Origin of the sequence: Spirulina sp. 06S082 (assembly GCF_034932145.1) — a bacterium.
Classification (GTDB): domain Bacteria; phylum Cyanobacteriota; class Cyanobacteriia; order Cyanobacteriales; family Spirulinaceae; genus CCY15215.
The window spans coordinates 1-26,125 of sequence record NZ_JAYGHV010000134.1; the positions used below are offsets into that span (position 1 = coordinate 1).

Sequence of the window (26,125 nt, forward strand, 5' to 3'; positions counted from 1 at the left end):
TAATCTTCCAGTATGCCAGCTTCAACAACTCTCGCGCCCTGCACTTCTTCTTAGGAGCATGGCCGGTAATCGGAATCTGGTTCACCTCTTTAGGTGTCAGCACCATGGCATTTAACTTGAATGGATTTAACTTCAACCAATCTATTCTTGATTCTCAAGGTCGCGTCATCAACACTTGGGCGGACATCCTCAACCGCGCTAACTTAGGATTTGAAGTAATGCACGAGCGCAATGCTCATAACTTCCCCTTAGATTTAGCGGCGGGCGAATCTGCACCTGTTGCTCTCCAAGCTCCTGTTATCAACGGTTAAGTTGAAAATAGACTTGCTTAGAGTGTTTCGACCCTAAGATAATCTAATCAAAGCCCTCCGTCTGGAGGGCTTTATTGATTTTTGTAAATAATTTCAGGCGATCGCCTTAAATGAAAAATATTAATCCTTTATCAGAAAGAGGAATTTATCCTTGTCCCGTTTGTCGCTGCGGTCAAATTGCCACCATGACTTTAATGGAAGCCATGAATTGCGATACTTGCTCTCATATTTTTGCACCGGATTGGGAGCAACAACAACTTAAATTAGCAGATAGCGAGATTGCTTTAACCTGGCATTGGACGGGAAAGCGCTGGAAAGACTCCAATCGCGCTGGTTTTGAACCTCATTGGGGCTATTGGTTCGGAGGATTATTATTTGTCAGTTTACCTTCTATTTTGGTAGGATTTTCTGCTTATCTTTTTCCTCCTTTACCTGGAAGTCGCGGTGCTTGGTTTCCTTTGGTTTGGATGGGGATTGTTTTTGTTACTCATTTAATCTGTTTATTGTGGCTGGCGATTGAATATTATCAGTTTCCTTTTTTCTTATATTTCCAAACTTGGGGACGACGGTGGCGCGATCGCGGAGGTTCTTAGAATCAAATTTTTCAAGGTTGTTTTTTAGCGATTCAGGGCTTCGGAAAGATAGTCCGCAGAGGCTTCAACAAGGGCGATCGCGTTCTCGTAAAGCATCCTCGTCGGTCCAATCAGTCCGACACTACCAATGGGAATATCACCTTGATGATAGCGGGCAGAAATTAGGGTACAAAGATTGAGAGATTCGAGGGGATTTTCTGAACCAATGCGGACAGTAACTCGTTTGCTATTACTTTCACTTTCAGGTAATTCAAAAATGAGAGGAAAGAGTTGTTCTTGTTCTTCTTCTAAGAGATGTAATAAAGTTTGGACTTGATGAACTTGAGAAAATTCCGGTTGGCGCAAGGCTTCAGAAATACCGCGAATTAAGATTGGAGTATAGGCGGGTTTGTGGAAATATTTGTTTAATTCTTCTAGGGAATTTTTCAAAATATCTGTGTAGCATTGGAATTCGCGATCGAGTTCGACCCAATCTAAGCTACTTAAATCTGAGAAAGATTTTCCCCGTAATTTGCTATTTAAAAAGTTAGAGAGAATCTGCAATTCATCAGCAATCAATTCTTCATCATATTCTTGTTCTTCTGCATTGGCGATCGCCAAATCCATTAAAATTGATTGAGTTTTATAAGCCTCCATGATAACCACTAACATCACTTGTTTTTCATTAACGGGAACGAGTTGTAAGTGTCGGATACAATCTCGCGGGTTTTGGGGTAGGGTAATTAAGGCAATATAACCACTTAATGTGGCTAAGATTTGGGTGGCGCGTTGGAGTAGAACTTCTAGATTATAAGTATTCCAATCTAATTGTTTTGTATATAAATCAATAATTTGTTCGCGCCAGATTTCATCGGGGTCCATCAGGCGATCGACATAAATACGATAACCCGAATCGGAAGGAATACGACCAGCAGAAGTGTGGGGTTGATACAACAATCCTTCTTTTTCTAAGCGTCCCATTGCATTGCGAATTGTAGCGGGACTGACTTGAAAATCATATTCATTGGCGAGGGTTTTTGAACCGACGGGTTCTGCTGTGGCCACATAATGGCGGATTGTAGCAGAAAGAATGGATTGATGGCGATCGCTTAAATCAAAGGAAGAAAACATTAGTAAAAAAATTGCTCAAAAAGGATGAATATTATTACAAGGAAAAGAAAACAATCTTGATTAATATCGAGGCAGACTGGCATCTACTAAACAAGCGTAAGCCTCAATGCCACCCGTAATGTTTTTAACATTTGTAAAGCCTTGGCTTCGTAGCCATTGACACATTTGCGCCGATCGCATTCCATGATGACAGAGAACAAGAGTTTCGGATTCAGCATTAAAACGCTGCTTGATATCCTCTGACCAATCGTTAAATTGACTCAAAGGCAAAACTTCAAATCCTGCAATATGCGCGATCGCAATCTCTTCGGGTTCTCGCACGTCAATGAGTTGTAAGATTTCACTCTTTTCTACCATGCGCTGGGCGAGTTCTTCCACGGTAATTTTGCTTTGGGGATCTTCAATCATTTTAATAATCGGTAATCAGTATCGGTCACTATTCATCGGCGATCGGGATAAGACTACTATTCTCAGCAGTTTCTCTCTCGAATGCGCTTAGAGGTTGAGTTATTAACTCAATATTAAAACAGTCTCTTGCAGCAGTTTTAAGGGTTGCGATAATTTGGCGTAGATCCCATTGTCGATCGGGGGAAAAACCTGTGGGTAATTTGTCGAAAACTTGCCGATATAATTCTCTATTGGGAGAAAGAGCGATCGCTCCATGTTGTAGAATTGCGTTTCCCTGACGATATTGGGCGCTACCAATGAATTTGTAATCGCTTTCTGTAACTAAATCCGCCGATGTTGCACTGCTGAAACAACTGGCTTGTTTGATGTATCCTCGCCCAGCTTGGCCGTAGTGTAGATTGATACCGAGGGATCGCCACCCTGCTATTAAAAACGAGCAAATTTGTTGATAAGTTTGCGATCGCGTTCCCGATAGTCCCGATACTACCACCATATAGGTTAAATCTCCCTGATGAAGAACCGCCCGACCTCCTGTAGGACGGCGTACTAATTCGATCGCCTCTCCTTGCCATTTTAACTGCTGCCAAAATTCTGGGTATTGGTATTGATGATAGCCCAAGGAAATAGCCACAGGATTCCAAGTATAAAATCGTAGCGTTGGAGGAGCATTTCCCGCAATATGCTGCTGAAATAACCAGCGATCGATCGCCATTTGGGTCGCCCCAGAAGCCTCAATCAGGGGTATAAAACGCCATTGATGGGGTAGAGTGAGATTACTGCCCGAATTCGGCTTGGAGAGCATCGTCATTGTCGTCAGCAATGGTTGCAGCAAGGGTAATGGTGCGGGAAATTTCCGTCGCAGAGAGGTCAGCTACAGCGCGTTGAGAAGAGACAACAATGCGATCGCCAAAAATCCCAAAACAAGTTTCAAAAGTTCCCGACCAATTCATCTCCATTAATTTTTTCATTAAATCGAGTTCATTTTTAACGGGAAGTTGCAAGACTGGCGACCAAACCGTGAGGAGATCGTCGTCGGTTTCTCCCGTTAACTGAACGAAGACCTCGACGCTACCGTACTGAAATTTCCAGAGGTATCCCTCTTGGGTATGGTTAACCATTGCACTATCATCTTGTGCCAAGCTGGAAATAACCGTTTCTATCAAATCTTTGTAACTGGTTGCCTCTGAGTCAAGTTCGCTATCATCTGCAACTAGAGTTTCTAAATTTTGCATTGTCATAATCGATTATCAATTATCCGCGATCGGTTATCAGTTATCAATTTTAGCAATTATCAGCTATCAACTATCAACAAAGCCCAGATCAGTTCCCTTTCCAGCATGAACTAAAGCCAGTTTCTCATAGCGTTGGGCGTGTTCGATCAGTTCTGCTGCTTGTTGGTCGGAAACATCCCGCAGTTTTTTGCCTGGAACCCCAATAACCAGCGATCGCGGGGGAACATCTTTGGTGACAACAGATCCTGCCCCTATAATACTCCCCGTCCCGACCCGCACGCCATCCAAAACGATCGCCCCAATACCGATCAAACAGCCTGTTTCGATCGCCGCAGAGTGAATTACAGCGCGATGTCCGATGGTGACATAATCTTCTAAAATCGTCGGTTTACCTGGATCGCCGTGTAAAATCGCCCCATCTTGAACATTAGTATAAGCGCCAATTTCAATCCGTTCCACATCTCCTCGCACCACGGCACCGTACCAGATACTCGTTCCTTCTTTTAAGGAAACGCGACCCATAACCGTTGCATTGGGGGCAATAAAAGCAGCTAAAGTGGTATCCGGTGAAGGCCAATAGAGAGGAGAATCATTCATTATTTTTTTAGTTGAGACGTTGTGATTGTCTGAAGATGGCACGATCGCCAAGTAGAAAAATGCAATGCGATCGCTATATTTTTAATGAATTTAATCTGGCCACAGCTTAAAGCGCGTGGGTATTGTACGGATGACTTATAATAAAACCACCCTACCCCGCTTGGGAATTGTTTCAGATAAGGCTTGCCTGCTCAAACGGAAATCGAGAGTAATCTATGATCAATCCTGCTTTACACTATCCCATTTTTGGTGCGGAGATTAAATGTCCCCACTGTCGTCAAACTATTCCCGCGCTGACTCTGACGGATACTTATCTCTGTCCTCGTCATGGTGCCTTTGAGTCAGACCCTCAAACTGGCGAACTGGTTCATTTACAGTCGGGACGACATTGGCGACAATGGCAGGAGGAATGGTATCGCCAGCATACTCATCCCGACGGCATTCGTTTTGAAATTCACGAAGCCCTCGATCGCCTCTACACTCAAGGTTACAAAGCGACCAAAGTTATTATCGCCCATCGTTACCAAGAATTGGTAAGTGCTTATCTCGAACGCAGTATTCCTCGGCACAATAATGCTACGGAAACAAAAGTTCCGCGCTTATATGGTTTACCTGTTTCTTTTAGCCCCAAATCTTCCGACGATCCCCGTTGGGATATTATTAATTTCTCCTTAGAAAAAGAACCTGGAATGCCGACTCGCTATCCTTATTTTCGGTTATTTGAATAGTTTTTGCAGAGTTTGTTCGTCATTAATCATTAATAATGCACCATGTTTCGATTCGCACGGCTAATATTCATGCGGCGATCGCCTTTTATGAAAAGTTAGGTTTTACGGTGACAGAGCGGTTTACAACGGGTTACACTCTAGCTTGTTGGCTGGAAGGATTGGGGGGGCGCATCGAACTGATTCAAATTCCCGAACCCACTCCTGCAGCCGATGCTTTTGGGGATGAACATTATGTGGGTTATTATCATTTATCTTTTGATTTGACGGAACTCACTCCCGATTTACCAACTTGGTTAAAACAGTTTCAAGAACAGTTGAAAGAAGCTGGAGAAGAGCCAATTCAGGTATTATTAGAACCAGAACAGCAGGCGATCGGCGATCGCATTTACGAGGTCGCGTTTATCCGCGATCGGGATGGTTTACCTTTAGAATTCATTCGTGTTTTGAGTTAGTAATTCTCTCTTGGTTTTACAAAAAATTACGATACATCCTTCCTTAAACCCTCGTAGCTTTGTTTGCCGTTTTTTCCAAATCTCGTACCTTTTTCCCTCGCCAAAGAATGCGAATAGGAGTACCCGTGAAATCTAACTGTTCTCGGAATTGGCGATCGATATAGCGGCGATAACCCTCATTAAAACGCTTGGGATCGTTGACAAAAAGGGTAATAGTAGGAGGTTGAGTGCTAACTTGAGTTCCGTAGTAAATTTTCCCTTGTTTGCCTTGACGAGAAGTCGGAGGAGAATGCCATTCAACTGCCTCTTGTAACACTTCATTAACTACAGCCGTAGTAACGCGCCTTTGATGGGATTCATAAGCCGTATCGACAAGATTTAAAAGTTTATCTACCCGTTGTCCAGTCAAAGCACTAATGAATAAAGGTTCAGCCCAATCCAAAAAATACAAGCGGTCTTTAATTTGTTTCTCGTAATCATAAATCGTGTAAGAATCCTTTTCCACGGCATCCCATTTATTAATGGCTACAACTGCTGCACGACCTTCTTCCATAACCCGATTTGCTAATTTTTGATCCTGTTCCGTTACGCCATCAACGGCATCTAAAACAAAAATAACCACATCGGCGCGACGAATGGCTTTAAAAGCGCGATGAATGCTAAAAAATTCCGCCCCATATTGTACATTTTTCTTTTTACGAATACCTGCCGTATCGATAAGACGATAATACTTTCCATCCCGTTCGACTCGCATATCAATCGTATCTCGAGTCGTCCCAGAAATCGGACTGACAATAGAACGATTTTCCCCGGTTAGCATATTTAGTAAAGTCGATTTGCCTACATTAGGACGACCGATAATTGCCACTTTCGTTTCCGGAATATCGGGAATATCTTCGTTTGCGGGTAATACCTTCACCACTTCATCCAGCAATTCTCCTGTACCACTGCCGTGAATAGCAGAGACGGGATAGGGTTCCCCGCAACCGAGTTCCCAAAACTGTGCCGCTTGTACGAGTCCTTCTTCCGCAGATTCGCATTTATTGACCGCGAGAAAGAAAGGGACGGGTTGTAGGCGTAACCATTGGGCAATTTCGGCATCGGCAGGGACGGGTCCGGTTTGTCCGTCTACCACTAAAATAGCCACATTTGCTTCTTGTAGCGCCGCCATTGCTTGTTCGCGAATCATCGGGAGGAATTCTGTATCGTCGTCGAAAACTAACCCTCCTGTATCCACTACCAGAAAGTCACGATCGCCCCAGAATCCTTCTTGATAAGTGCGATCGCGGGTGATTCCAGGTTCATCGTGAACGATCGCAATACGATTCGCCACTAGACGATTCACAAAGGTAGATTTGCCCACATTGGGACGACCGATAATAGCAATAATAGGGAGAGACATGGTAATAATTGATTTAGAATTTTGTCAATAAAAGGGAAGGAAAACTGGCGATCGCGCTAAAGTAAGGGCAATCTTCCTATGATAGCGAATTAAACAGAAAACTGCCCCCTTAGCGATCGCAGACCCAGGGCAAACCTAAGATTCGCACGGGTCATTCCCCGGAAAATCTCGCTTTGATTCGTCATCTCGCTCTCAGTCTACTATTTTTATTGGGGATAGAGGCGCAAATATTACGCCCCTAGGTGGTTATTTTTTGCGTCTTAATTGTAGGGCTTCTCTGGCTTGTTCGCGATCGTCAAAATGAATTTTTTCGGTGCCTAAAATCTGATAGTCTTCGTGACCTTTTCCGGCAATTAATACTCCATCTCCTGGTTTTGCGTTGACAATTGCTGTGCGAATGGCTTCAGCGCGATCGCCTTCAACAATCAGTTTTATTTCCGAAGGAATTCCTGCCAAAATATCTTTTAAAATGCCTTCGGGGTCTTCTGTACGGGGATTATCGGAAGTGACGACGGCAAGATCGGCTAATTCTGCGGCAATTTTACCCATTTTGGGACGTTTGGTGCGATCGCGATCGCCACCGCAACCGAAGACGCAGATCGCTTTACCTGGAATAAAGGGACGCGCTGCTTTTAACATATTTTCTAAACTGTCGGGAGTGTGGGCATAATCGACAATAACGCTAATATCTTGATCGGGATCAATTTGCACTCGTTCCATGCGTCCTGGAACTCCGGAAAATGTTGGCAAATGGGGAATAATTTGCTCTAATTCTACACCAAAATGTAGGACGGTTCCCAGGGCTGCGAGGAGATTTGCCAAATTAAATTGACCGACGAGGGGAGATTGAAAAGGAATTTCACCTTTAGGAGTGTGAATTGTTCCTTTAACCCCATTGGCTTCATAAACGAGATTACTCATCCACAAATCGGCGCTAGAATCGGCGCTACTATAACTCCAGACGCGATCGCCGGGGAGGCGATCGATTAAGCGTTTCCCGTAGGGATCGTCTAAGTTGATAATTCCTCGTCCTTTCAGGTATTCTTCACTAAATAACAGTGCTTTAGCTTCAAAATAGTCTTCCATTGTCGCATGATAATCGAGATGATCTTGCGTGAGATTAGTAAAAACTCCGACTTCAAAGCGACATTCTTTAACTCGCCCTTGGTCTAGCGCATGGGAACTCACTTCCATAACTGCATATTCACTTCCTCCTTTAACGGCTGCCGCGAGTTGTTGCTGTAGGTCGATGGCAAAGGGAGTCGTATGCACTGCGGTTTGTTCGTATCCCGGCCAGCGCGTGTAAAGAGTACCGAGTAAGGCGGTGGGGGACTGGATACAATGCAGAAAAAACTCGATTAAATGAGTTGTGGTGGTTTTGCCATTGGTTCCCGTCACGCCGATCGCCTTTAATTGTTGAGTCGGATAACTGTAGAATTTTGCTGCGATTTTGGCACAGGTGACGGCGATATTTTCCCCTTGAATGAGACAAGCATTATCTGTGGGAGGACGCTTGGCCGCAGCTTGGGGCGTAATTAAGGCCGCGATCGCCCCCGAAGCGATGGCGCTATCCCAAAATTCTCCCCCGTCTACTCGCGTCCCTGGCATTCCGATAAATAAATCCCCCGCTTTGCAAGCATGGGAGTTAGTGGAGAGTCCTTTTATATCGGTTTCTAGGGCAGGATGTTCGGGGAATTGGTGAATTTCGGGGATATTGGCTAATAATTCTTTTAATTTCATCAGAAAAATTGGGTAGAAACCCCGTCCTTATAGGACGGCTTTATATTAGTTTCGCTACCGCCTTGGAGTTGTTCAATTAGGGTGCTTTTGTATTGCACTTTTAACAGGACAATTACTGTATCTAATTAAACAACCCTGTACGCATAGCGTTTTTGCTCTTTCGAGCCTCCTATTTCTAGGGTAATGTTAGCTTCGACAAGGTTATTTTGGCTTGTTAGGTTAGCAGCACTATTTCAGTGACCTTAAAATTGTTTAACTGCTAACGACAGAGCGGGGAACTAGCTTCGCATTCCAAGGTGTCGTGACCCAAATAACGTAGTACGCGGGGTACTTAGTCTGGTCAGAATGGCTTGTCAGATTTCTCTTTCAAGCCTCACGCCTTTAGGCTGAGGTTCCTGACCCGTTAATTCTCTAACTACTGCACGAGTTGCACTGTACTGTAACAATAACGCTTAAGCACCGTTTCCAGGGCAAAATAAGCGGGTTTGGGCTGCAATTCTCGGTCAAAGGTACAAGGGGTGGAGTTGCGATCGCCCTCTGGGGGTTTGTAAAAGGCATGGCAATCGCTCAACCCCCAAAGATTAAAACTTTTACAGCCAGAAGTGAGAGCCACATCAAGAACTTTAGCATAGGCTTTCCCTTGTAAGGCGTACTTTGCTTGTAAGGGTAGGTTTTGGGCGGGAGGATAAATAGGAATAGAAACTTCGCTAATGTGAACCGCAACCCCGAGGCTTTGCAGTTGTCGGATTAGGTTGGGAAGTCTCCATTTGGCAATCCCTAGGGTTCTAAAAACTTCGTTATGCACCTGCAAACCCACACCGTGAATGGGGATGCTATTCTCTTTCATTTCTTTAACCATTTGCGCGATCGCCTTCCATCGCGTCGGGGTGTGGAGGCAATAATCGAGGTAAATGAGATGAGCATGGCGATCGGCTTCGTGCGCCCATTGAAAGCATTTGGGGATAAAATTTTCGATCTGACTCCAGATAGATTTGCGAATTTTGCCATTGTCGGCGATCGCTTCGTTGACCACATCCCAAGCAGTGCAGACATCTTTATAGCGATCGACGGTGGTGAAAATGTAATCTCGCAGGACGTTTTCAAGTTCCAGCTTTGTGAGTTTTCGTAACCAAGAAGCACTACTTAAATGCCAGCAGAGGCAATGTCCGCGCAAGGTCAGATTGTGAGTACGGGCAAATTCGGCAAGGCGATCGGCTTTGGCAAAGTCGTAATCCTGGGGAGAATGGCGAATAGAATAGAATTTCATCTCCCATTCGGGAACAAGAAAGTCGAATTCGCGAGGGAGAATGGTATGGAGAGGGGATGTTTCGTCAAGGAGGATTTTGTGGTTGACGGCGGTGCCAAATTTGAAGTTAGGAAGGTAGTTTTTGAGCGGCATGATGCGATCGTGTGGGTTGGAATTGAATTTTTGCTATGATTATTTAGCTTGTAATACTAAATAATATAATACTGGAATATGCTCGGTCATTCTTGGGAAAAACGTATTATTCGTAAAGGTGAACATTGGTGGAAGCACGCTAGAGAGAATTTTGAGTTTTCTCAGAAATTTTATTCCTTCGATCCTCAACAACATCGTTACGCTTTGATTGGCGATAGTAATGCCAATATTCCCGAACTTTCCGCCTTTAGCCAATATTTCTGTTGGTCGGTATCGGGATGTCCAGTCAATGAGATATGGTTGAAGCGATATCTCGATTTTCTCAGTCCTCGCACGGAGATTATCTATTGGTGTTGTTCATCGGAACTCAATAATATTCGCATTCTCGATCGCTTGCGTTCTTGCTTGCATTATCCTCCTGAAAAGCGGTTTTGGACTTATGCCATCTGGCAGAGATATTGTTATAAAGCCAAGTATTATCAAACCATTAACCAACAAGATCGAGAACTATTGTTAAGCAATTATTTGGAAATGGTGAATTGGATTCTTAATACTTATCCCAATGTAATTTTAGTCCCACATTTATTATTAGCACTACAGAAAAAATTACCGGATTGGCTCAATCTACCACCGACTTATCATTACTTGCAAGAACAACATCCCTCGAGAATAGCAGGTTTTGAAACAATAGATCGTTGCGAAAAAGAAGGATGGTGTATTGATGAGATTGGACATTTGAATGTGAAGGGATATCGTGCTTTAGCCCAAAAATTAGAGGAAGGGCGATCTTCACATCAGAACGATATTCAAAACTAACAACCTGCTCCAGCATACCAAAGTAGAGAGCCTAATTCTGGCGATCGCCATATTTCCATTAATCTCTGTCCAAAGACGAAAATCCACATGAGTGCCATAGTTTCCACCTGTTCCCCCCATTATAGTTGAATTTAAGGTCTTTAGATTTTAGGATAACTCGATTTCCATAGCCTCCAGCCCAACCAGCAAAAATAACATCTCCTCTGTACCAATTCTTAACATCAGTTTTAGCAAAAGCCTCAATGCGCTGTTGTTCAAGTTCTTTAATATTGTCTATTGCTGTTGTTCTCTATTGTAATAATCCGATCTAAAATAGGAAAAGCTCAATAGCAAAATAGAAAAATGAAGAAACCTGAATCTAGTGGCTGGAAAATCTTTCTTGCTCTTATCCTTGGAATCATGGGAAGTCAACTTAGTATTGCTACAAGTCAAGCCAACCCGAATTATACGAGTTTTAAAGAATTATGTTTGGCAAAGGAGAGTTTACCAGAAGAAACTCGCCATACGGTAGCACTGTTACTAAAGAAAGTAGAAACAGACGATTGTGATGAAGCTGATTGGAGAGTATCACGTCTGACTTTATTATCATGGAGTGGTAAGAATATTACTGATATTAGTCCTTTGCGATATTTAGTAAATCTTACTAGACTTAACTTAAGCGGTAACAATATTAGTAATATTAATTCTTTACAATATCTAACAAGACTAAGTAAAGTAGATGTGTCTCGTAATAAAATTGATAATATTGAACCACTCAAATATCTTATTTTTCTTACCGAAATTGAGCTACATTATAACCAAATTAATGATTTGACCCCCTTATCTAAATTAAAAGAATTGACAATTGTTAATTTAGGTTCAAATCAAATTAGTGATTTAACTCCTCTTTCTAACTTAATTAATTTTGAGTATCTTGACTTAAGCAATAATCAAATTAATGAGCTATCACCTCTTTCAACTCTGAACAATCTTACAGATCTCGACCTAAATAATAATCAAATTGATGATTTGAAACCCATCTCTAACTTGAATTCTCTTTATACACTCTATGTAACAGATAATCAAATTAATGATTTAACTCCTCTTGCCTCTCTTACTCAACTAACATCTCTCAGCTTATCAAGAAATAAAATTATTAATTTAGTTCCTTTAACTAACTTATCTCAAATGCTTTTTTTAGATTTAGATAATAATCTGATTCGCGATATCAGTCCTTTAACAAACCTTTCTAATCTTCGAGAACTCAATCTAGAAAATAACCAGATTGAGGATGCGACTCCTTTGGCAAATCTAAAAACTATAGCTAGTCTTTGTTTGGAGGGAAATTCCTTGCATCTAACCTCTGCACCTCTTCAGTTTTCTGACTGTATCTACTAATCTTCAAGTTAATCTAAATACAGAATAGCAAAAATCTTAGCTATTAGAAAATTTGCTCCTCTTTCCCAAGCAACTCCAAGTCCACAATTTTACCTTCTAAAATTGATAGAATGAGAAAGGTTAGAACGTTAGAAAAATGAAAAAAACGAACTTTAGAAACTGGAAAATTGGACTGGCTCTCATTCTCGGAGCGATCGGCAGTCAATTGGGGATTGCTGCAAGTCACGCGAACCTAAATTATACGAGTTTCCGGCAATGGTGCGAGGCTAAGGAGAGTTTGCCCGAAGAAACTCGGTATACAGTAGAAGTATTACTTAAATCCATAAGAACGGAGGATTGTTATGATGCCAATATTAAACTATCGATCTATTCCTCTATCGATCTAGAGGATGAGAATCTTAGCGATCTTCGTCCCTTGCAATCTTTAACACATCTTGTCGAGCTCAAACTATATGGCAATCAGATTAGTGACTTAACTCCTTTATCAAATTTGCAAAATCTTAGGGAACTCAACTTAAGCTCAAACCAAGTTAGCGATCTAACTCCTCTTTCCAACTTAAGCCAGCTTAAATATTTAAACTTAAGCAGCAACAATATCAACGATCTGTCTCCCCTTGCCAACTTATATCAGCTTGAAGATTTGTTCCTTGATTGGAATAAAATTGACGATCTGACTCCTCTTACTAATTTAAACAATCTTCTGGGGCTTAGTCTTCTTGACAATCAAGTTAGTGACTTAACTCCCTTAGCTTCTCTCATACAGTTGGACAGTCTCGATCTCAGTAACAACCAAATCGAAGACGTTTCTCCTTTGGCTAATATGTCTCGACTTCAGTTTTTAGAGTTGCAAGACAATCGCATTCAAGATGTCAGTCCCTTAGCTCAATTAGTTGATATCAGAATAATCAATTTAGATGACAATCAAATTCAAGATGCCACTTCTTTAGTGGTTTTTCAGAACAGAGAAAGTGTTTGTTTAAGAGGAAATCCTCTCACTCCCACTTCCGCTTCTCTTCAATTTTCCTGTGGAGAGCTATACGAACATTAATGACCGCTCAATACTTTGACAATGTTGTTCAAAAATACAATCTCCTCCCAAAGATATATTGATATACAAGAGTTCTATGAAGCGAAAACTCAAAAAAAGTAATGCTACTACTGAAATTATTGCAAATCCAAAGCTGATACGTTTTAGGAATTGATTTGCTCTATATTCTCTCAAAAAAAAGAATAATGAAACTGAAGATGTTAAGATTGAAATAATGATACCAACAGCAGTAAAAACAATAAAACCCAATAAAGTTTGACCACTAACAATAGTATTTATTCTTGGATCTGAAATATCGTAATAAGGATATAACAAACGATCGAATGTTACATAAAAAATAATTGAGCAAGAGACTGAATTGAGAACAGTTAAGAGAAAGATAACTGCTAAAAAACGTAGTTTTAATTTCATGATTCATCCTATTTAAACATTAACAATCACCATTTAAGACTCTATCAAGCTGATAAATATTAACTCTTTTTTGAACTGCTTCTCGATCATAAAAATCGGCATATCTTTCTGTGAGTTCGCGACTGCTCAAAACAAAATAATTTTGAGGCTCGTTTTTGCGTTGATAACAATCGGCGATCGCAGTATCACGTATTCTTTCCAACTCCAATATTAATTCATCGCTGTTATATATATCATAAATTCCCCTATTATTATCTATCACATCAATTGCTCCTTGAAAATGTATACGAATATCCATAATACAACTACGGATATCATCTTCATTAAAAAGATGAGGCTTGATTGCTGTTTGATAAGGAACTTCTGCGACCAATTCGGGATCTCCATCAGTTCTCAAATCATAAAAGAAAGATGTGTTGTCTAGTAACGAGAGTTCTACATCTGTGGTTGGTACACTCACAGATTTGATATTCGATCCTGTTCCCGAACTAGAACCGATTAAGGCACCCGTCCCTCCTAATCCATTGACTCCATTCGATTTTAACCCACTCGTCCATTCCATATCGTCATAACCCAAAATTATCCAATCTCCCTCTGGATCGTTTTCTAAATACAGTTGAAAATTATTTTTCTTATCATCTTTTGAGCCAAAATAACTGACATCTTGCCAATTAACTTGAATGTAAGAATTACCGCGATCGCTAACTCCCTGAGAAACAGAAACCTCACCACTGTCTTGAGTATCAACATCAGCCCAAAAAGGAGCAATCATCGGAATATCCTTGGGAAAACCCTTAGAATCGAACTTCGAGAAAGGCTTTCCAAACGTCACCGTGCCATTATTATTGAGATAAAAACTATCGTAAGTCTGACCATAGAAATCAAAATCAAACCCCAAAGGAATCGCCGTCGAAGAATCATCATCATTTCCCACCAACTTATTTTCACTTAAATCGACTTTTTTCGGCGGCTTCCCTCGCGTTAGCAACTTGCCAATCTCCAGACCTTCCACACCCGAAAGACCTAAAGCAATCTCCGTCTCCACCTGGGTCGAATCTTTCGCCACCGGAAACTCCGGTATAAATCGCCACTGTACCGTCCCCTCTCCATGCAACACTTCGGGTATCCGGAAATCTTCGCTGCTAGTCTGTAACGTCGTACTCACCGATTCGGGCAAGTAAAAGTCAACCTCTTTAATTTTGACAAACTTACCCAACTCATCCTCTAGCTTCTCATGAAACGCCACCGTAGCCCCCGTCTCCTCAAAAGCCTCCCGACCCCCAACCACATCCAACCAACGATAAAGCGCATAAGGAGTCTCCACAGTCTGGGTTTCCTCATTCCCAAACGTTACCTTCTCCTTCACCGTCACCACCGACCCAAACAAGCGATCCTTCTCCAACCCAGAAACATCGATCGCCTTCAAAACCCCCGCCAAACGCTTATCACTATCCCCCTGATTAAGCGTAAAAGACTGCTCGACAAAATCCAAATCCCCCGTCTTCTCCAGAAACGCCGCCAAAGGATCCTCCCCTGCACAGAAACCTCCCGTTGGTCTACATTGCCCCCAACAGTAGGAGCCGCAAATATAAGCTCAAAATCATCATTATCTCCTTCCACCAGCAACTCCCCTCGAAGCTCATTGACCCGAGAAATATGAGTTTGCCAATACCCATCTGGTCCACTGCCACCATCAATAGGTAATTCTGGTAAAGGAGAGGGAGAAAGAGAGTTGCAATCAATGATTCCATCCCAATCCCAACAAGTACCCGGATCGGGATTATTGGGATTATCTGCCGAATCAAACCAAGGAGTATCAACCCAAAGCAAAGACACACTCTCCTGAGAAGGACTACTCCAATCGAGATTCGCCCATCCCCCCGTAATCTCCTCATCATTATCCAAATACTCCACCACAATCTCATAAGACCCACCGCATCTAACGGTAGAGAAACATTCTCCGAAACATCCTCCCCCAACGGCAAATTCGTCCCATCGATCGCCAACACCCCATCAATCCAAACCCGCACCGGTTCCGCCGCATCAATCTCAAACCTATACACCTCATCATATTGAGGAGAGATCGTCCCCGTCCACTTTGCCAACGATCCACAACCAACACACCATTTACTCACAACTTCCGTCAATGCCAGCTTAGAAAATTGATAAAATGAGAAAACTTGAATAGAAAGGTGGAAAAATGAAAAAAACAAACTTTAGAAACCGGAAAATTGGGCTGGCTCTTATCCTTGGAATCATGGGAAGTCAACTTAGTATTGCTACAAGTCAAGCAAACCCGGATTATACAAGTTTTAAAGAATGGTGCTTGGCAAAGGAGAGTTTGCCAGAAGAAACTCGGCATACGGTGCAGAAGTTGTTGCAGAAGGCTAAAACTGAGAATTGTAATGAAGCAGAACAAAAACTTTTAGAGCTTACCGTAATCAGTTTTTATGGTCGAGACATTAAAAATATCAGTCCATTACAATCTTTGACCCACATAACAAGACTTAGCGTACACAAAACCAGTGTTAAAGATTTTAGCATTCTGTCATCTCTAACCAACCTAATCTTTCTCGATTTAGAGAATAATGACATAACGGATATTAGTGTATTACAACCTTTGACCAATCTTACTGAACTCAGACTTTCTAGGAATAAAATACGAGATTTAACTCCATTAGCGAACTTGAAAAAACTAAGTATTCTTGAGTTAGATCACAATCAAATTGAAGATTTAACTTCTTTGTCTAGTTTGATGGTTCTGCGAAGACTAGGCTTGGATCAGAATCAAATTGAAGATTTAACTCCCTTATCCAGTCTAATTAATCTAGATAGTCTCGATTTAAACAACAATCAGATTCGTAATTTAACTCCTCTAGCTAAATTAAAGAATCTATATGGACTTTATCTTAGCTCTAATCAAATCAAAGATTTGACACCTTTAGCGGCTCTTCATGAACTCGATACTCTTTACCTAGACAAAAACAAAATTAGTGATTTAACTCCCATATCTCAGCTAACTAATCTAGGTATTCTTTCTCTTTACTCCAATCAAATCAGAGACTTGACACCTTTAACTTCTCTTCATAAACTCTATACTCTTTCTCTAAAAGAAAACCAGATTAGCGATATCACTCCTCTGACAAACTTATCTCAATTATCTTGGGTTGATTTGAGCAACAATCAAATTCGAGATATTAGTCCTTTATATAACCTTCCCAATATAATAGAACTTATATCAAGCACTAATAACAGATCATAATAAAGAGAGTAGAGGTGCAAGGATGAGACAGATGCTAAGACGAATAAGCATAAGCCCACATCTGAGTATAGAGGAGCTCGAAAAACGCTATAAGAGTGCCAAGGAGGGAATAGAAAGCAGTCATTGCTAAATTATCTGGCTCTTAGCTCAGGGAAAGAAAACAGACGAAGTATTGATCGGAGAGAAATTATAGAAATGTGAAGATAGAATAATAATTTAATGACCGCTACCAATTAGCTGAAAGGGTGCCCAAAAATGAGGATGTTCTGAGATGAAAGAGTTAGCATATGTACGTAATGGTTCTGGCACAATGGTAGTCACTGTTTCTTCTTGATTAGCATTGTTAATAAATGTGTAAGATATTGTAACTATATATGTGTTTTCATTATTTACTACCTCCGTTTTCACATTCACTGAAATCCGACTTTCTAGCATTGCAAGCTGTACTTCCTGTAGAATTTTAGCAATCGGTAAATCTCGCTTGGAAAGAATTGTGTAAAAAGCATACATTGCTCCTGCTGTTCCTACATCACTAACATCCCATTGAGTCCCAATTACTGATTCTGCTCCTTTTGCCCAAATTGTCCCCCCTATTCCATACTCATATGATTTATCTCCGGTCGCAGCTCGACAAGCAGCAAAAATAGCTAATTCTAATGACTCAAAATTATAAGAATCATCCAATAATTGTGTCAACGATATAGGATGTAGAGGATCTTCGGTATAAAGATAATCATCATCAGGATTCTCATTTACTTTGAATTCTCCGTGGGTTGCAATATGTAAAAGTTGTGGTGAACTTACATTATCGAGAGAATTTAGACCGTTTTGTAAATTGCTGGCATTGAAGCGCCGATGATTGGGAATACTTGCTGCGTTACTCTCGTTAACAATATTGAATTCTGCCAAAGCCCCTGGTAATGATGGAAGATGTGTTCCAAATTCTGATTCTGCAAGAACCAATTTCTCTGCATTTCTCAGATCGTGATGTTTCGGTTCGGTGAGATGAAAGCTCGGAGAAATCGCAAGACTGAATTGCTCAATAAGGTGTTCATTAGTTCCTGCATTAACTAAAGCAGCATAGGGAATATATTGTAAAACAGAAGCTGAAGAGAGTGAACCTCGTGTAAATTCTGCATCGGGTATGATTTGTAGGTGATCGATATTTAACCTTTCGAGATCTTCGTAAATTGGAAGAATAGTTTTGTCATAGAGAAACTTTCCGGGTTCTAGATAAGCTAATTTTTTATATTTTTTTATACCACCGTTACGAAAATCTGTAAGATTTTGACGTAACTCTACAAAAGAAACTTCAACAAACCGATGAACGGGATATTGATTAGGATCGCCCGGAACCATAATAATTTCAATTCCTTCAACACCATCTCGCTCCCGAACAGTCAAATAAACCAGAGCCGACTTCATTTCCACTGCTGTATCTGCTTGCTGCAACTTCTCCTGCATTCCCCGCATGGAAATTTCTGCAATCTCCGTATCCGTTAACTCCTCCTTCGTAAAAGCCTCAATGCGCTGTTGTTCAATTTCCTGAACCCGATCGCCAATAGAAACCCGACCCTGAAGAGAAAGAGGAAACTCAAGACCCGCCGCCAATAACTGCACCGTATCCTCCACAAAATTCCCCTCACCCCCAACAAAATCCCCACTCTCTTCTCTAGATATCTATTGTTTGTTGCTGTTGTTCTTTATTATAATAATCCGATCTAAAATAGGAAAAGCTCAATAGAAAAATAGAAAAATGAAAAAACTTAAATCTAGTGGCTGGAAAATCTTTCTTGCTCTTATCCTTGGAATCACGGGAAGTCAACTTGGTATTGCTACAAGTCAAGCCAACCCGAATTATAAGAGATTTTCGCAATGGTGTATGGCAAAAGAGAATTTGCCAGAAGAAACTCGACATACAGTGGAGGAGTTATTACGAAAGGTTAAAACTGAGGACTGTGATGAAGCAGAGCAAAGATTTTCAGAGATAACTAGATTGGGAAGTTTTAATGGTCGAGGGATTAGCGATCTCAGTCCCCTACAATCTTTAACCCACCTCACATTTCTTAGTTTTACAAGTAATAAAGTTGTTGATATCAAGCCTTTAAGTTCTCTAACCAATCTGACCGAAATCCGTCTTAATCGAAATGATATCCAAGACATTAGCCCACTCAGTTCTCTAACTAATTTGACCGAGATTCATCTTGAGAGAAATCGAATTCAAGATTTAACTACGTTGTCGAATTTAAAAAATTTAAGTAAATTGAGTTTGAGTCATAACGACATTAGCGATCTGACTCCCTTATCAAACCTCAAAAATTTAACGTTATTGTGGTTATCAGGAAACAGAATTAGTAATGTGAGTCCCCTCTCAAATCTGAGCGCTCTATGGAATCTTTCTCTCTCTTCCAACCAAATTGATGATTTGACACCTCTATCTACTCTTGTCAATCTAACCGGTCTTTCTCTCGGTTTCAATCAAGTTAGCGATCTGACTCCTTTGGCTTCTCTGCACCAACTCGTAATTCTTCAATTCCCCAATAATCAAGTTAGCGATGTTTCTCCCTTAACCAGTTTAACGCAATTGTCCGATGTAAGTTTAAAAGATAATCCCATTGATGATTTTAGTATTTTGTGGACTATACCGAGTATGGAACGTATTTATTTCGATTCGATACATGATTGATTTGAAGCGATATCAACATCAAACAAACTGAGAGCATTGGTAAAGTACAAACTCCTATTCTCTTGATTTTTCAATTTACTGAATTTGGCTCTCTGGAGGCTAGAGAAACTCATTTTTAATGACCGCTTCCAATAAGCTGAAATGCAGACCAATAGTAAGGATGCTTTCGCAAATTGTAAGAATCGGAAAAGTTGGGAAAAGGGTTAGGATAGTTAATCATTTCTATCTGTGCGGCTTGCAAAATTTTGGCAACCGGGATATCCTGGGTTGCGCGTATTGTATGCAATTTATCCATTATTATTGCCGTTTCCTCGTCGGCAACATCCCATAAAGTTCCTATAACTGATTCTGCCCCCTTCAACCAAGTTGCGCCAGCCAGTCCATATTCTAGATAGGCGTTGCCGATCGCAGCTTGGCAGGCAGAAAAAACAGCCAATTCTAATGAATCAAAATTGTATGTATTTAAAAGTTTGTATAAAGAGAGGTAATCTTCAGGTTTGTAGGTGGCCAAATAATCATCACGGGAATCAGAATTGCGCCAATACTGTCCGTGAGTCGCGATATGTAAAAACTGTGGATTTATGTTGAGAGAGTTGAGAACATTTTCTAGATTGTTAGCATTAAAACGGTTATTCTCTGGTATCTTGGTTTCATTACTGTGGTTAATTGTATTAAATTCTTGAATTACATAAGGAAGTTTGCTCCATTTGTTGGAATCCTCAAATTCCGATTCGGCGAGGATAAATCCTTCGGCATTTCTCATATCTTGATACTGCGGCTCGGTAAGATGAAAACTTGGAGCAATAGCAAGGCTAAATTCCCCAATGAGGTGTTTGCCAGTATCTGGATTGACTAAAGCTCCATAGGGAATGTTTTGTAAAAGAGATATAAGAACATTGTGAGATGAAGCACCAGATCCCGTATATCTTCTCTCAGTTCCAACGACCTTATGGCTCGCATCAGGGATAATCTGTAGGTGATCGATTCCCAGAGTTCGCAGATCGTCATCAATTTCAGAAATTAGTGTGTCGTAGAGCAACTTTCCAGGAGAAATGTATTCAGTGCTTCTTACAGAACCTTTGTTTGCTTTTTTGACATACTTAAAAAAATCACTATAATTATCCTCCAAATCCCGAAACGAAACTTTAACAAATCGATGAATGGGTTCTTGAATTGGATCGCCAGGAACCATAATAACCTCAACCCCTTCAACACCATCTCGCTCTCGAACCGTCAAATAAACCAGAGCCGATTTCATATCAGCTTGCTGATCGGCTTGCTGCAATTTCGCCTGCATCGCCTCCATAGAAATTTTGTCAATCTCTTCTTCTGATAACTTCCCATTAAGCAAAATATTCCGCTTAAATTCCTCAATACGCTCGATTTCAATTTCTTGAACCCGATCGCCAATAGAAACCTGACCCTGAAGAGAAAGAGGAAACTCAAGACCCGCCGCCAATAACTTCACCGTATCCTCCACCTCCAACCCAGAAACATCGATCGCCTTCAAAACCCCCGCCAAACGCTTATCACTATCTCCCTGATTAAGCGTAAAAGACTGTGCCCCAAAAATCGGCTCCTTCGGCGGATATAACTGAGAAGAAGGAATCGTTTCCTTAACTTATATTAAATCAACTCAAATGTTATAATTGTTTGGTAAAATAGATTCATAGTCTTTATTCAAGTTCATCAAATAAGTTATTATGATGAATAAATTTAATGCTGCCAATAGAAATATCAAGCAACAAATATTATACTTAATTTCTCCAATTTGTGTTTTAAGTATATGTTTAACTCAGAGTTGTTCTGTTGCTTCTACTCCTGAAATCGATACTCGCGAATTTGCTTCCTTTGCAGATTGGTGTAGGTACAGAAATCACCTACACCAATCTGCAAAAAAAACTGTAGAAAAGCTGTTAGAAAGAGCAGAAACTCGGAATTGTCAAAAGGCCGAACATTTTTTTAATCAGAAAAAATCTCTATCGTTTCAAAATAGTGAATTTGAAGACATCAGCCCGATATCATCTTTAACTCACTTAGAAGTTCTTGTTCTCACAGGCAATCAAATTCAAGATATTTCTCCGCTCTCTTCTTTAGAAAACTTGAAAGATTTGAGACTTAGTTTTAATAAAATAGAAGATGTGACATCATTATCTTCTTTAGAGCATTTGAAAAGTCTTTCGCTTGATTCAAACCAATTAAAAGATATTACATCACTTTCATCAATGACTAATTTAAAAGCACTTGTTGTGAGTTTTAATCAAATAGAAGATATTACTCCTCTTTCTCAACTTGTCAATCTCGAAACTCTTGCTATTGGATCTAATCCAGTGAAAAGTATTGAGCCTCTTTCTTCTCTGACTTCACTAAAATATCTTTTTTTAGTTAATATGTCAATCACAGATATTACACTAATTTCACCCTTGATTAATTTAGAAAAACTTTTTCTTGATTACAATAAAATCAAAGATTTAACTCCTCTTTCTAATCTTAATAAATCACAATTTTTGAGGCTGACAAATAATCAAATAGAAGACATTTCTCCATTATCTTCTTTGACAAATCTAAGTAGTCTTAACCTCAGCAATAACAAAATTAGCAATCTAAATCCATTATCTTCTTTGATCAATCTAAGTAGTCTCGATCTCAGTAATAATAAAATTAGCAATCTAAATGGGTTATCTTCTCTTATTAATCTAGAATCTCTTTCACTTTATTCTAATCCTATCGATATAAGAACAGATTTAACTCCATTATTCACTCTAACAGAATTAGAGAGTCTTACTCTATCTAAGTTTACTATCCATAGGGATCCAATCTGTCCCATTCAGCTAAATAATGCTTGTCGCTTTAACTACGATTCAACATTTGACTGATTGAAATCAATAGTTTTTATAAATTAAATTGCAGTACTATTATTTGGTAAATTATATGTTCGACGGTAGCTCTCCAGAGGAGAAATAAACTTATTAAGTGTAGTTGTATTAGGCAAGTAAGTATTACCATTTGGTAAACGATAAACTGTTAGATTGGCATCATTAAGCAATTCATTTTCATTGTGAACTCCAAGTGCTGCTTGTAGTAAAGATATATTTGATTCGGCAAAAAATCGATCATTAAGAAATGGAGAACCTACAATCATCATATCATAAGGATAAGCAAATTGAGAGGGTTGATCGACTAAAGCGTCTTCTGTAAAGGTAAGATTTATTGGATGACCTGTTAACGCTAGAATTAAATCATCAATTTTACTTTGAGAAAGAGTAGGTAGTATCGTTCCATTATTCGTAGCATTTTGATTCACATAAGCCTCATTTAAACCAAAGGTATGACCAATTTCATGAGAAATAGTGTTAGCAATAAATTGTGCAAATGTAGTTCCCACATTGCGGCTTGCTTGATCCCAATCTAAATGTTGAGCTAAATTCACTTTGATATTAGCTGACTTGTACTGATTTAGTGCATTGGCTGACGAGTATGAAACTGAGTTCCTGTAGGAATCCATTGACTCTCAACACACCACGAACTCGGATCGCTAGAACCTCCACCAGAACCTCCGTCAGAACCTCCTCCGCTATGCTCAAAAGTCAAACAAGTCCAATACCCCAAATTTTCCTCAACTAAGGATTCTAACTCGATCTGATAAGTTTCTCCTGCCTGCAAAGGAAGCGTCACGCTTGTCGCATCAGGATCGGCAAAATTATCGAGAACTACTTCCCCATTAACAATTAAACGAACTGGAAAATCAGCAAATGCCTCAAAAGTATAATCTTCATCAAATTGAGGTGTAACTTCCCCAGACCAACTTGCTAAAACCTCTGCTGGATATAACTGAGAAGAAGGAATCGTTTCCTTAACCTGAGAATTACTCGACCACAACAGTTTCGCCGTCGCATCGCCAGTATCCTCAAAATACTCCAACTTAATATCGTACTTCTGACCCGCCTCCAGAGAAATCGGCTGAGAATTATGCTGAGAATCCCCACTCTGCCAATGGTCGATCGCCAGCACTCCATTCACCCACAACCGCACCCCATCATCACTCTCACTATAAAACGTATAATCCTCATCATAAAGCGGCTCAATCTGCCCCGTCCAGCGCGCACTATAAGTATCCGCATCCATCCCCTCATCCGGAGAACCATTTCCCCAAGCAAAATCCACCTCTGCGTCAGTGCGACTCGTCACCCAATCCGTGAAATCCTCATTATTAAAATAATCTCCCTTTAACCCCGTCCCTTGACCCTCTACCCCCACCGGAATCGTCAACTGTTCCGGATACAAAAACTCCTGGGGAATCACCCCCAAAGACCGAGAATCGCTCTCCCAGAGCAACTTCAACTGAGCATCCCCCACCTCATCCTTATAATCCACCTGAAAATCATACTTCACACCCGCCTGCAAACGGAAAGGAATCTCCCCAGCAATATCCACACTGCTATTACTATCACTCCAATTCTCAATAATCTTGTACCAAGTATTCGTATTAGGATCGCGAACCCAAACCCGCGAACCCCCATTAGCACGAGTCGTTAAAGTAAAATCCTCACTATAAGGCGCTTCCAACTTGCCCGTAAACCGTGCCGACCAATTATCGTTCGGTAAAGACCCATACACTGGATTCCCCCCGTACCATTCCATATCAACCCGTTGAGGAACTCCTCCCAAATTAGCTGTGCTACTGGGTTCCGTGCTGTTGAAATAGAGAGCATTTACCCCCGTCCCGGCTGCCTGCACTTCCGGTGCATATTCCGGTTCAATCCCATAGATATACTTTGTGGGAATTACTTCTCGCGTCCTCGAACCACTTTCCCACAGCAATTCTAAATCTGCATCTCCTATTTCCTCTTGGAATTCTGCCTTGAAATCATATTTCACTCCTGCTTCCAGAAACACTCCTGGACTGGTGTTGAGTTGGGATGTATTGGGGTCTTCTTCCCAGTCTTCTATCAATTCCTGCCATTCTCCTCCTGGTTCTCGTAACCAAAATCTCACTTTCCCATCGGCGCGGGTGGAGATGTTGTAAATATCTGTGCTGGGGGCTTCGATTTGTCCTGTCCAGATTCCCGACCAACCATCTGGGGGCATATCTAGGTAGGAGGGAGAATGCCCGCCCCAGTCTCGGTTGGCTTCGTTTTCTTGCCAGGTAAATCGCTTCTGGGAGAAGTCTTGGTGAAGATAATAATTGGCTTTGGGTCCTGTTCCTTGTGCTTGCACGCCGGGTTCTTCACTTAAGTCGTCGGCATAGAGGAATTGAGTGGGGATGACTTCTGGAGAACGGCTGGGACTTTCCCAGAGGGTTTCGATGCTGGAGTTTCCGGTGTCGTCTTGATATTCGATTTTGATTTCGTATTGGTTTCCGGCGCTGAATTCAAAGGGGACTGTGCCGGTGCGTTCTCGAATGCCTCCGGTATCTTCTTCCCAGCCTTCGAGGATTTTATGCCATTCTCCTTGTTGGTCTTTAATCCAGACTCGGGTGCGTCCGTCGGCATGGGTGTGGAATTGATAGGTTTCTGATGTGGGGGCTTCGATGCGTCCAGTCCAGATGCTGGAGTGTCCGTCGGGGGGGGTAACGCTCCAAATACTGCCTTGGTTGCCCCAGTCGTGCAGGATTTGGCTGTTTTGGTTGTTTTCTCCGCCGAGTAGCCCGAAGTCGGGGTGGTGATAATGTTTGACTTTGAGTCCTGTTCCAGTTTGTGATGTACCGGGGAGGGGGTGTTCTCCTGGGTGCAGGTAGGTGCTGGGGATGGTTTCGAGGGGACGACTGGGACTTTCCCATTTTAGGTTGAGGCTGGCTTCGCCGATGTCGTCTTGATATTCGATTTTGATGGGGTAGTGGGTGCTTTGTTGCAGGGGGAAGGGGATGGTGAGGTTGTGGGTAGTGATGCTGTTGGGGTCGCCTTGATTCCAGGTGTCGAGGAGTTTGTGCCATTCTCCAGTAGCGGGGTTTTGCAGCCAAATACGGCTGCGTCCGTTGGCTTCAAGGGTGAGGTCGTAGGTTTCGCTGCTGGGGGCTTCTAGCCATCCTGTCCAGCGTATGGAGAAGCGATCTGCTCCGACGCTACCCCAGGCTGGGGTTCCGAGTCCCCAGAGGAAGTTGAGGTTGGGGTCGATGCGGCTGGTTTGCGGTTGTCCGAAGTCTTCTCTGTTATAGTATTCTCCTCTTAGTCCGGTGCCGTTGAGTTCGGCGGTGATGGTTTCGCCGTTGAGGGTGAGGGTGAGGCGATCGCTTTCTTGTTGCAAGGCTTGTAGTTGCGGGTCGTCGAGGTCGATTCCTTGTACTACGCGGGCGAAGATTGCGCCTTCGTCTCCTGGGGTATCATCGGTTTCGAGTTTGACATCGAGGTAGTGTCCCAGTTCTTCGAGAATGATGTTACTGATGATTTGGGGGTTCTCGGCGTGGGTTTCGAGGATTTCTTGGGACAGTTGACCCTCCCCGCTCTAAAGAGACGGGGATTCGGAAGTAGTCCAGTAATGGACTCTTACAGGCGTGGTCAAAACGCCGCTACTGACTTCTTTAAGAGAAATTCCTAAAGTTGCCGCTACTTTTCTC

At 41.5% G+C, this 26,125-nt stretch carries 24 protein-coding genes and 2 pseudogenes; 10 read left to right on the forward strand and 16 right to left on the reverse strand.

Translation table 11 applies throughout. The features are described from left to right. A pseudogene (locus VB714_RS09360) lies at window positions 1-311 on the forward strand (photosystem II q(b) protein); the annotation flags it as partial. A gap of 110 nt (window positions 312-421) precedes the next feature. Then, on the forward strand, window positions 422-904 hold the full coding sequence (locus tag VB714_RS09365; protein ID WP_323223428.1) for a hypothetical protein: 483 nt from the start codon (window positions 422-424) through the stop codon (window positions 902-904). Window positions 905-928: 24 nt separating this feature from the next. Here the strand turns inward: VB714_RS09365 and hrcA are convergent, their stop codons facing one another. Genes hrcA through VB714_RS09390 form a run of 5 tightly spaced genes read right to left on the reverse strand, consistent with a single transcriptional unit; the run spans window position 929 to window position 4,251 of the window. Continuing rightward, window positions 929-2,014 carry a heat-inducible transcriptional repressor HrcA gene (gene hrcA, locus VB714_RS09370; RefSeq protein WP_323223429.1) on the reverse strand — a complete coding sequence of 362 codons (1,086 nt, stop codon included), beginning with the start codon at window positions 2,012-2,014 and terminating at the stop codon, window positions 929-931. A gap of 60 nt (window positions 2,015-2,074) precedes the next feature. Then, complete coding sequence (locus tag VB714_RS09375) at window positions 2,075-2,422, reverse strand: rhodanese-like domain-containing protein (protein WP_323223430.1); 348 nt, start codon at window positions 2,420-2,422, stop codon at window positions 2,075-2,077. A 28-nt stretch (window positions 2,423-2,450) separates the two neighbouring features. Continuing rightward, complete coding sequence (locus VB714_RS09380; RefSeq protein ID WP_323223431.1) at window positions 2,451-3,230, reverse strand: lipoate--protein ligase family protein; 780 nt, start codon at window positions 3,228-3,230, stop codon at window positions 2,451-2,453. After that, the gene (locus tag VB714_RS09385; RefSeq protein ID WP_323223433.1) at window positions 3,196-3,660 is read right to left on the reverse strand and encodes a YbjN domain-containing protein; all 465 of its coding nucleotides are present in this window, start codon (window positions 3,658-3,660) and stop codon (window positions 3,196-3,198) included. The genes VB714_RS09380 and VB714_RS09385 overlap by 35 nt, the downstream gene beginning before the upstream one ends. A gap of 60 nt (window positions 3,661-3,720) precedes the next feature. Next, window positions 3,721-4,251, reverse strand: a complete 531-nt coding sequence (locus tag VB714_RS09390) for a gamma carbonic anhydrase family protein (protein ID WP_323223434.1) — start codon at window positions 4,249-4,251, stop codon at window positions 3,721-3,723. 215 nt (window positions 4,252-4,466) lie between these two features. On the opposite strand from VB714_RS09390, the gene VB714_RS09395 reads away from it, so the two are divergent. Together VB714_RS09395 and VB714_RS09400 are read left to right on the forward strand one after the other, a co-directional pair. Next, on the forward strand, window positions 4,467-4,979 hold the full coding sequence (locus tag VB714_RS09395) for a TIGR02652 family protein (RefSeq protein WP_323223436.1): 513 nt from the start codon (window positions 4,467-4,469) through the stop codon (window positions 4,977-4,979). 35 nt (window positions 4,980-5,014) lie between these two features. Further along, a complete protein-coding gene (locus tag VB714_RS09400; protein ID WP_323223438.1) occupies window positions 5,015-5,431 on the forward strand; it encodes a VOC family protein in 417 nt (138 codons plus the stop codon). A 43-nt stretch (window positions 5,432-5,474) separates the two neighbouring features. Here the strand turns inward: VB714_RS09400 and der are convergent, their stop codons facing one another. The 3 genes from der to VB714_RS09415 form a co-directional block, all read right to left on the reverse strand. Beyond that, window positions 5,475-6,833 carry a ribosome biogenesis GTPase Der gene (gene der, locus VB714_RS09405; protein ID WP_416309642.1) on the reverse strand — a complete coding sequence of 453 codons (1,359 nt, stop codon included), beginning with the start codon at window positions 6,831-6,833 and terminating at the stop codon, window positions 5,475-5,477. Window positions 6,834-7,079: 246 nt separating this feature from the next. Further along, the gene (locus tag VB714_RS09410; protein WP_323223440.1) at window positions 7,080-8,573 is read right to left on the reverse strand and encodes a UDP-N-acetylmuramoyl-L-alanyl-D-glutamate--2,6-diaminopimelate ligase; all 1,494 of its coding nucleotides are present in this window, start codon (window positions 8,571-8,573) and stop codon (window positions 7,080-7,082) included. A gap of 415 nt (window positions 8,574-8,988) precedes the next feature. Continuing rightward, the gene (locus tag VB714_RS09415) at window positions 8,989-9,972 is read right to left on the reverse strand and encodes an endo-1,4-beta-xylanase (protein WP_323223441.1); all 984 of its coding nucleotides are present in this window, start codon (window positions 9,970-9,972) and stop codon (window positions 8,989-8,991) included. 78 nt (window positions 9,973-10,050) lie between these two features. Between VB714_RS09415 and VB714_RS09420 the strand changes: the two genes are divergently transcribed. The 3 genes from VB714_RS09420 to VB714_RS09430 all read left to right on the forward strand — a co-directional run bounded on the left by VB714_RS09420 (window position 10,051) and on the right by VB714_RS09430 (window position 13,213). Then, window positions 10,051-10,788, forward strand: coding sequence for a hypothetical protein (locus VB714_RS09420; protein ID WP_204106785.1), 738 nt, complete (start codon window positions 10,051-10,053; stop codon window positions 10,786-10,788). A gap of 342 nt (window positions 10,789-11,130) precedes the next feature. Further along, window positions 11,131-12,165, forward strand: coding sequence for a leucine-rich repeat domain-containing protein (locus tag VB714_RS09425; RefSeq protein WP_323223443.1), 1,035 nt, complete (start codon window positions 11,131-11,133; stop codon window positions 12,163-12,165). A gap of 136 nt (window positions 12,166-12,301) precedes the next feature. Beyond that, window positions 12,302-13,213: a leucine-rich repeat domain-containing protein gene (locus VB714_RS09430; protein WP_323223444.1), complete on the forward strand. Its 912-nt coding sequence runs from the start codon at window positions 12,302-12,304 to the stop codon at window positions 13,211-13,213. On the opposite strand, the gene VB714_RS09435 is transcribed toward VB714_RS09430, so the two are convergent. The 4 genes and pseudogenes from VB714_RS09435 to VB714_RS27400 form a co-directional block, all read right to left on the reverse strand. Beyond that, window positions 13,199-13,624, reverse strand: a complete 426-nt coding sequence (locus VB714_RS09435; protein WP_323223446.1) for a hypothetical protein — start codon at window positions 13,622-13,624, stop codon at window positions 13,199-13,201. The genes VB714_RS09430 and VB714_RS09435 overlap by 15 nt on opposite strands. A gap of 19 nt (window positions 13,625-13,643) precedes the next feature. Next, window positions 13,644-15,116 (reverse strand): nidogen-like domain-containing protein, encoded by a 1,473-nt coding sequence (locus VB714_RS09440; protein ID WP_323223448.1) that lies wholly within the window; start codon window positions 15,114-15,116, stop codon window positions 13,644-13,646. Continuing rightward, entirely contained in the window at window positions 15,047-15,541 is a 495-nt protein-coding gene (locus tag VB714_RS09445) for a hypothetical protein (protein ID WP_323223449.1), read from the reverse strand. The genes VB714_RS09440 and VB714_RS09445 overlap by 70 nt, the downstream gene beginning before the upstream one ends. Window positions 15,542-15,627: 86 nt before the next feature. Continuing rightward, a pseudogene (locus VB714_RS27400) lies at window positions 15,628-15,759 on the reverse strand (PA14 domain-containing protein); the annotation flags it as partial. A 65-nt stretch (window positions 15,760-15,824) separates the two neighbouring features. Between VB714_RS27400 and VB714_RS09450 the strand changes: the two are divergent. Continuing rightward, on the forward strand, window positions 15,825-16,886 hold the full coding sequence (locus VB714_RS09450) for a leucine-rich repeat domain-containing protein (RefSeq protein ID WP_323223451.1): 1,062 nt from the start codon (window positions 15,825-15,827) through the stop codon (window positions 16,884-16,886). A 216-nt stretch (window positions 16,887-17,102) separates the two neighbouring features. Here the strand turns inward: VB714_RS09450 and VB714_RS09455 are convergent, their stop codons facing one another. After that, the gene (locus VB714_RS09455; RefSeq protein WP_323223453.1) at window positions 17,103-18,518 is read right to left on the reverse strand and encodes a CHAT domain-containing protein; all 1,416 of its coding nucleotides are present in this window, start codon (window positions 18,516-18,518) and stop codon (window positions 17,103-17,105) included. Between the two features lie 124 nt (window positions 18,519-18,642). On the opposite strand from VB714_RS09455, the gene VB714_RS09460 reads away from it, so the two are divergent. After that, a complete protein-coding gene (locus VB714_RS09460; protein WP_323223455.1) occupies window positions 18,643-19,572 on the forward strand; it encodes a leucine-rich repeat domain-containing protein in 930 nt (309 codons plus the stop codon). Window positions 19,573-19,687: 115 nt separating this feature from the next. Here VB714_RS09460 and VB714_RS09465 read toward each other — a convergent pair whose 3' ends face one another. Then, window positions 19,688-21,094: a CHAT domain-containing protein gene (locus VB714_RS09465; protein WP_323223457.1), complete on the reverse strand. Its 1,407-nt coding sequence runs from the start codon at window positions 21,092-21,094 to the stop codon at window positions 19,688-19,690. 181 nt (window positions 21,095-21,275) lie between these two features. On the opposite strand from VB714_RS09465, the gene VB714_RS09470 reads away from it, so the two are divergent. Beyond that, on the forward strand, window positions 21,276-22,448 hold the full coding sequence (locus tag VB714_RS09470; RefSeq protein WP_323223459.1) for a leucine-rich repeat domain-containing protein: 1,173 nt from the start codon (window positions 21,276-21,278) through the stop codon (window positions 22,446-22,448). Window positions 22,449-22,471: 23 nt separating this feature from the next. Here VB714_RS09470 and VB714_RS09475 read toward each other — a convergent pair whose 3' ends face one another. Both VB714_RS09475 and VB714_RS09480 read right to left on the reverse strand, forming a co-directional pair. Continuing rightward, complete coding sequence (locus VB714_RS09475) at window positions 22,472-23,002, reverse strand: hypothetical protein (protein ID WP_323223461.1); 531 nt, start codon at window positions 23,000-23,002, stop codon at window positions 22,472-22,474. A 26-nt stretch (window positions 23,003-23,028) separates the two neighbouring features. After that, window positions 23,029-25,815 (reverse strand): PA14 domain-containing protein, encoded by a 2,787-nt coding sequence (locus tag VB714_RS09480; RefSeq protein ID WP_323223462.1) that lies wholly within the window; start codon window positions 25,813-25,815, stop codon window positions 23,029-23,031. Between the last annotated feature and the right edge of the window lie 310 nt (window positions 25,816-26,125).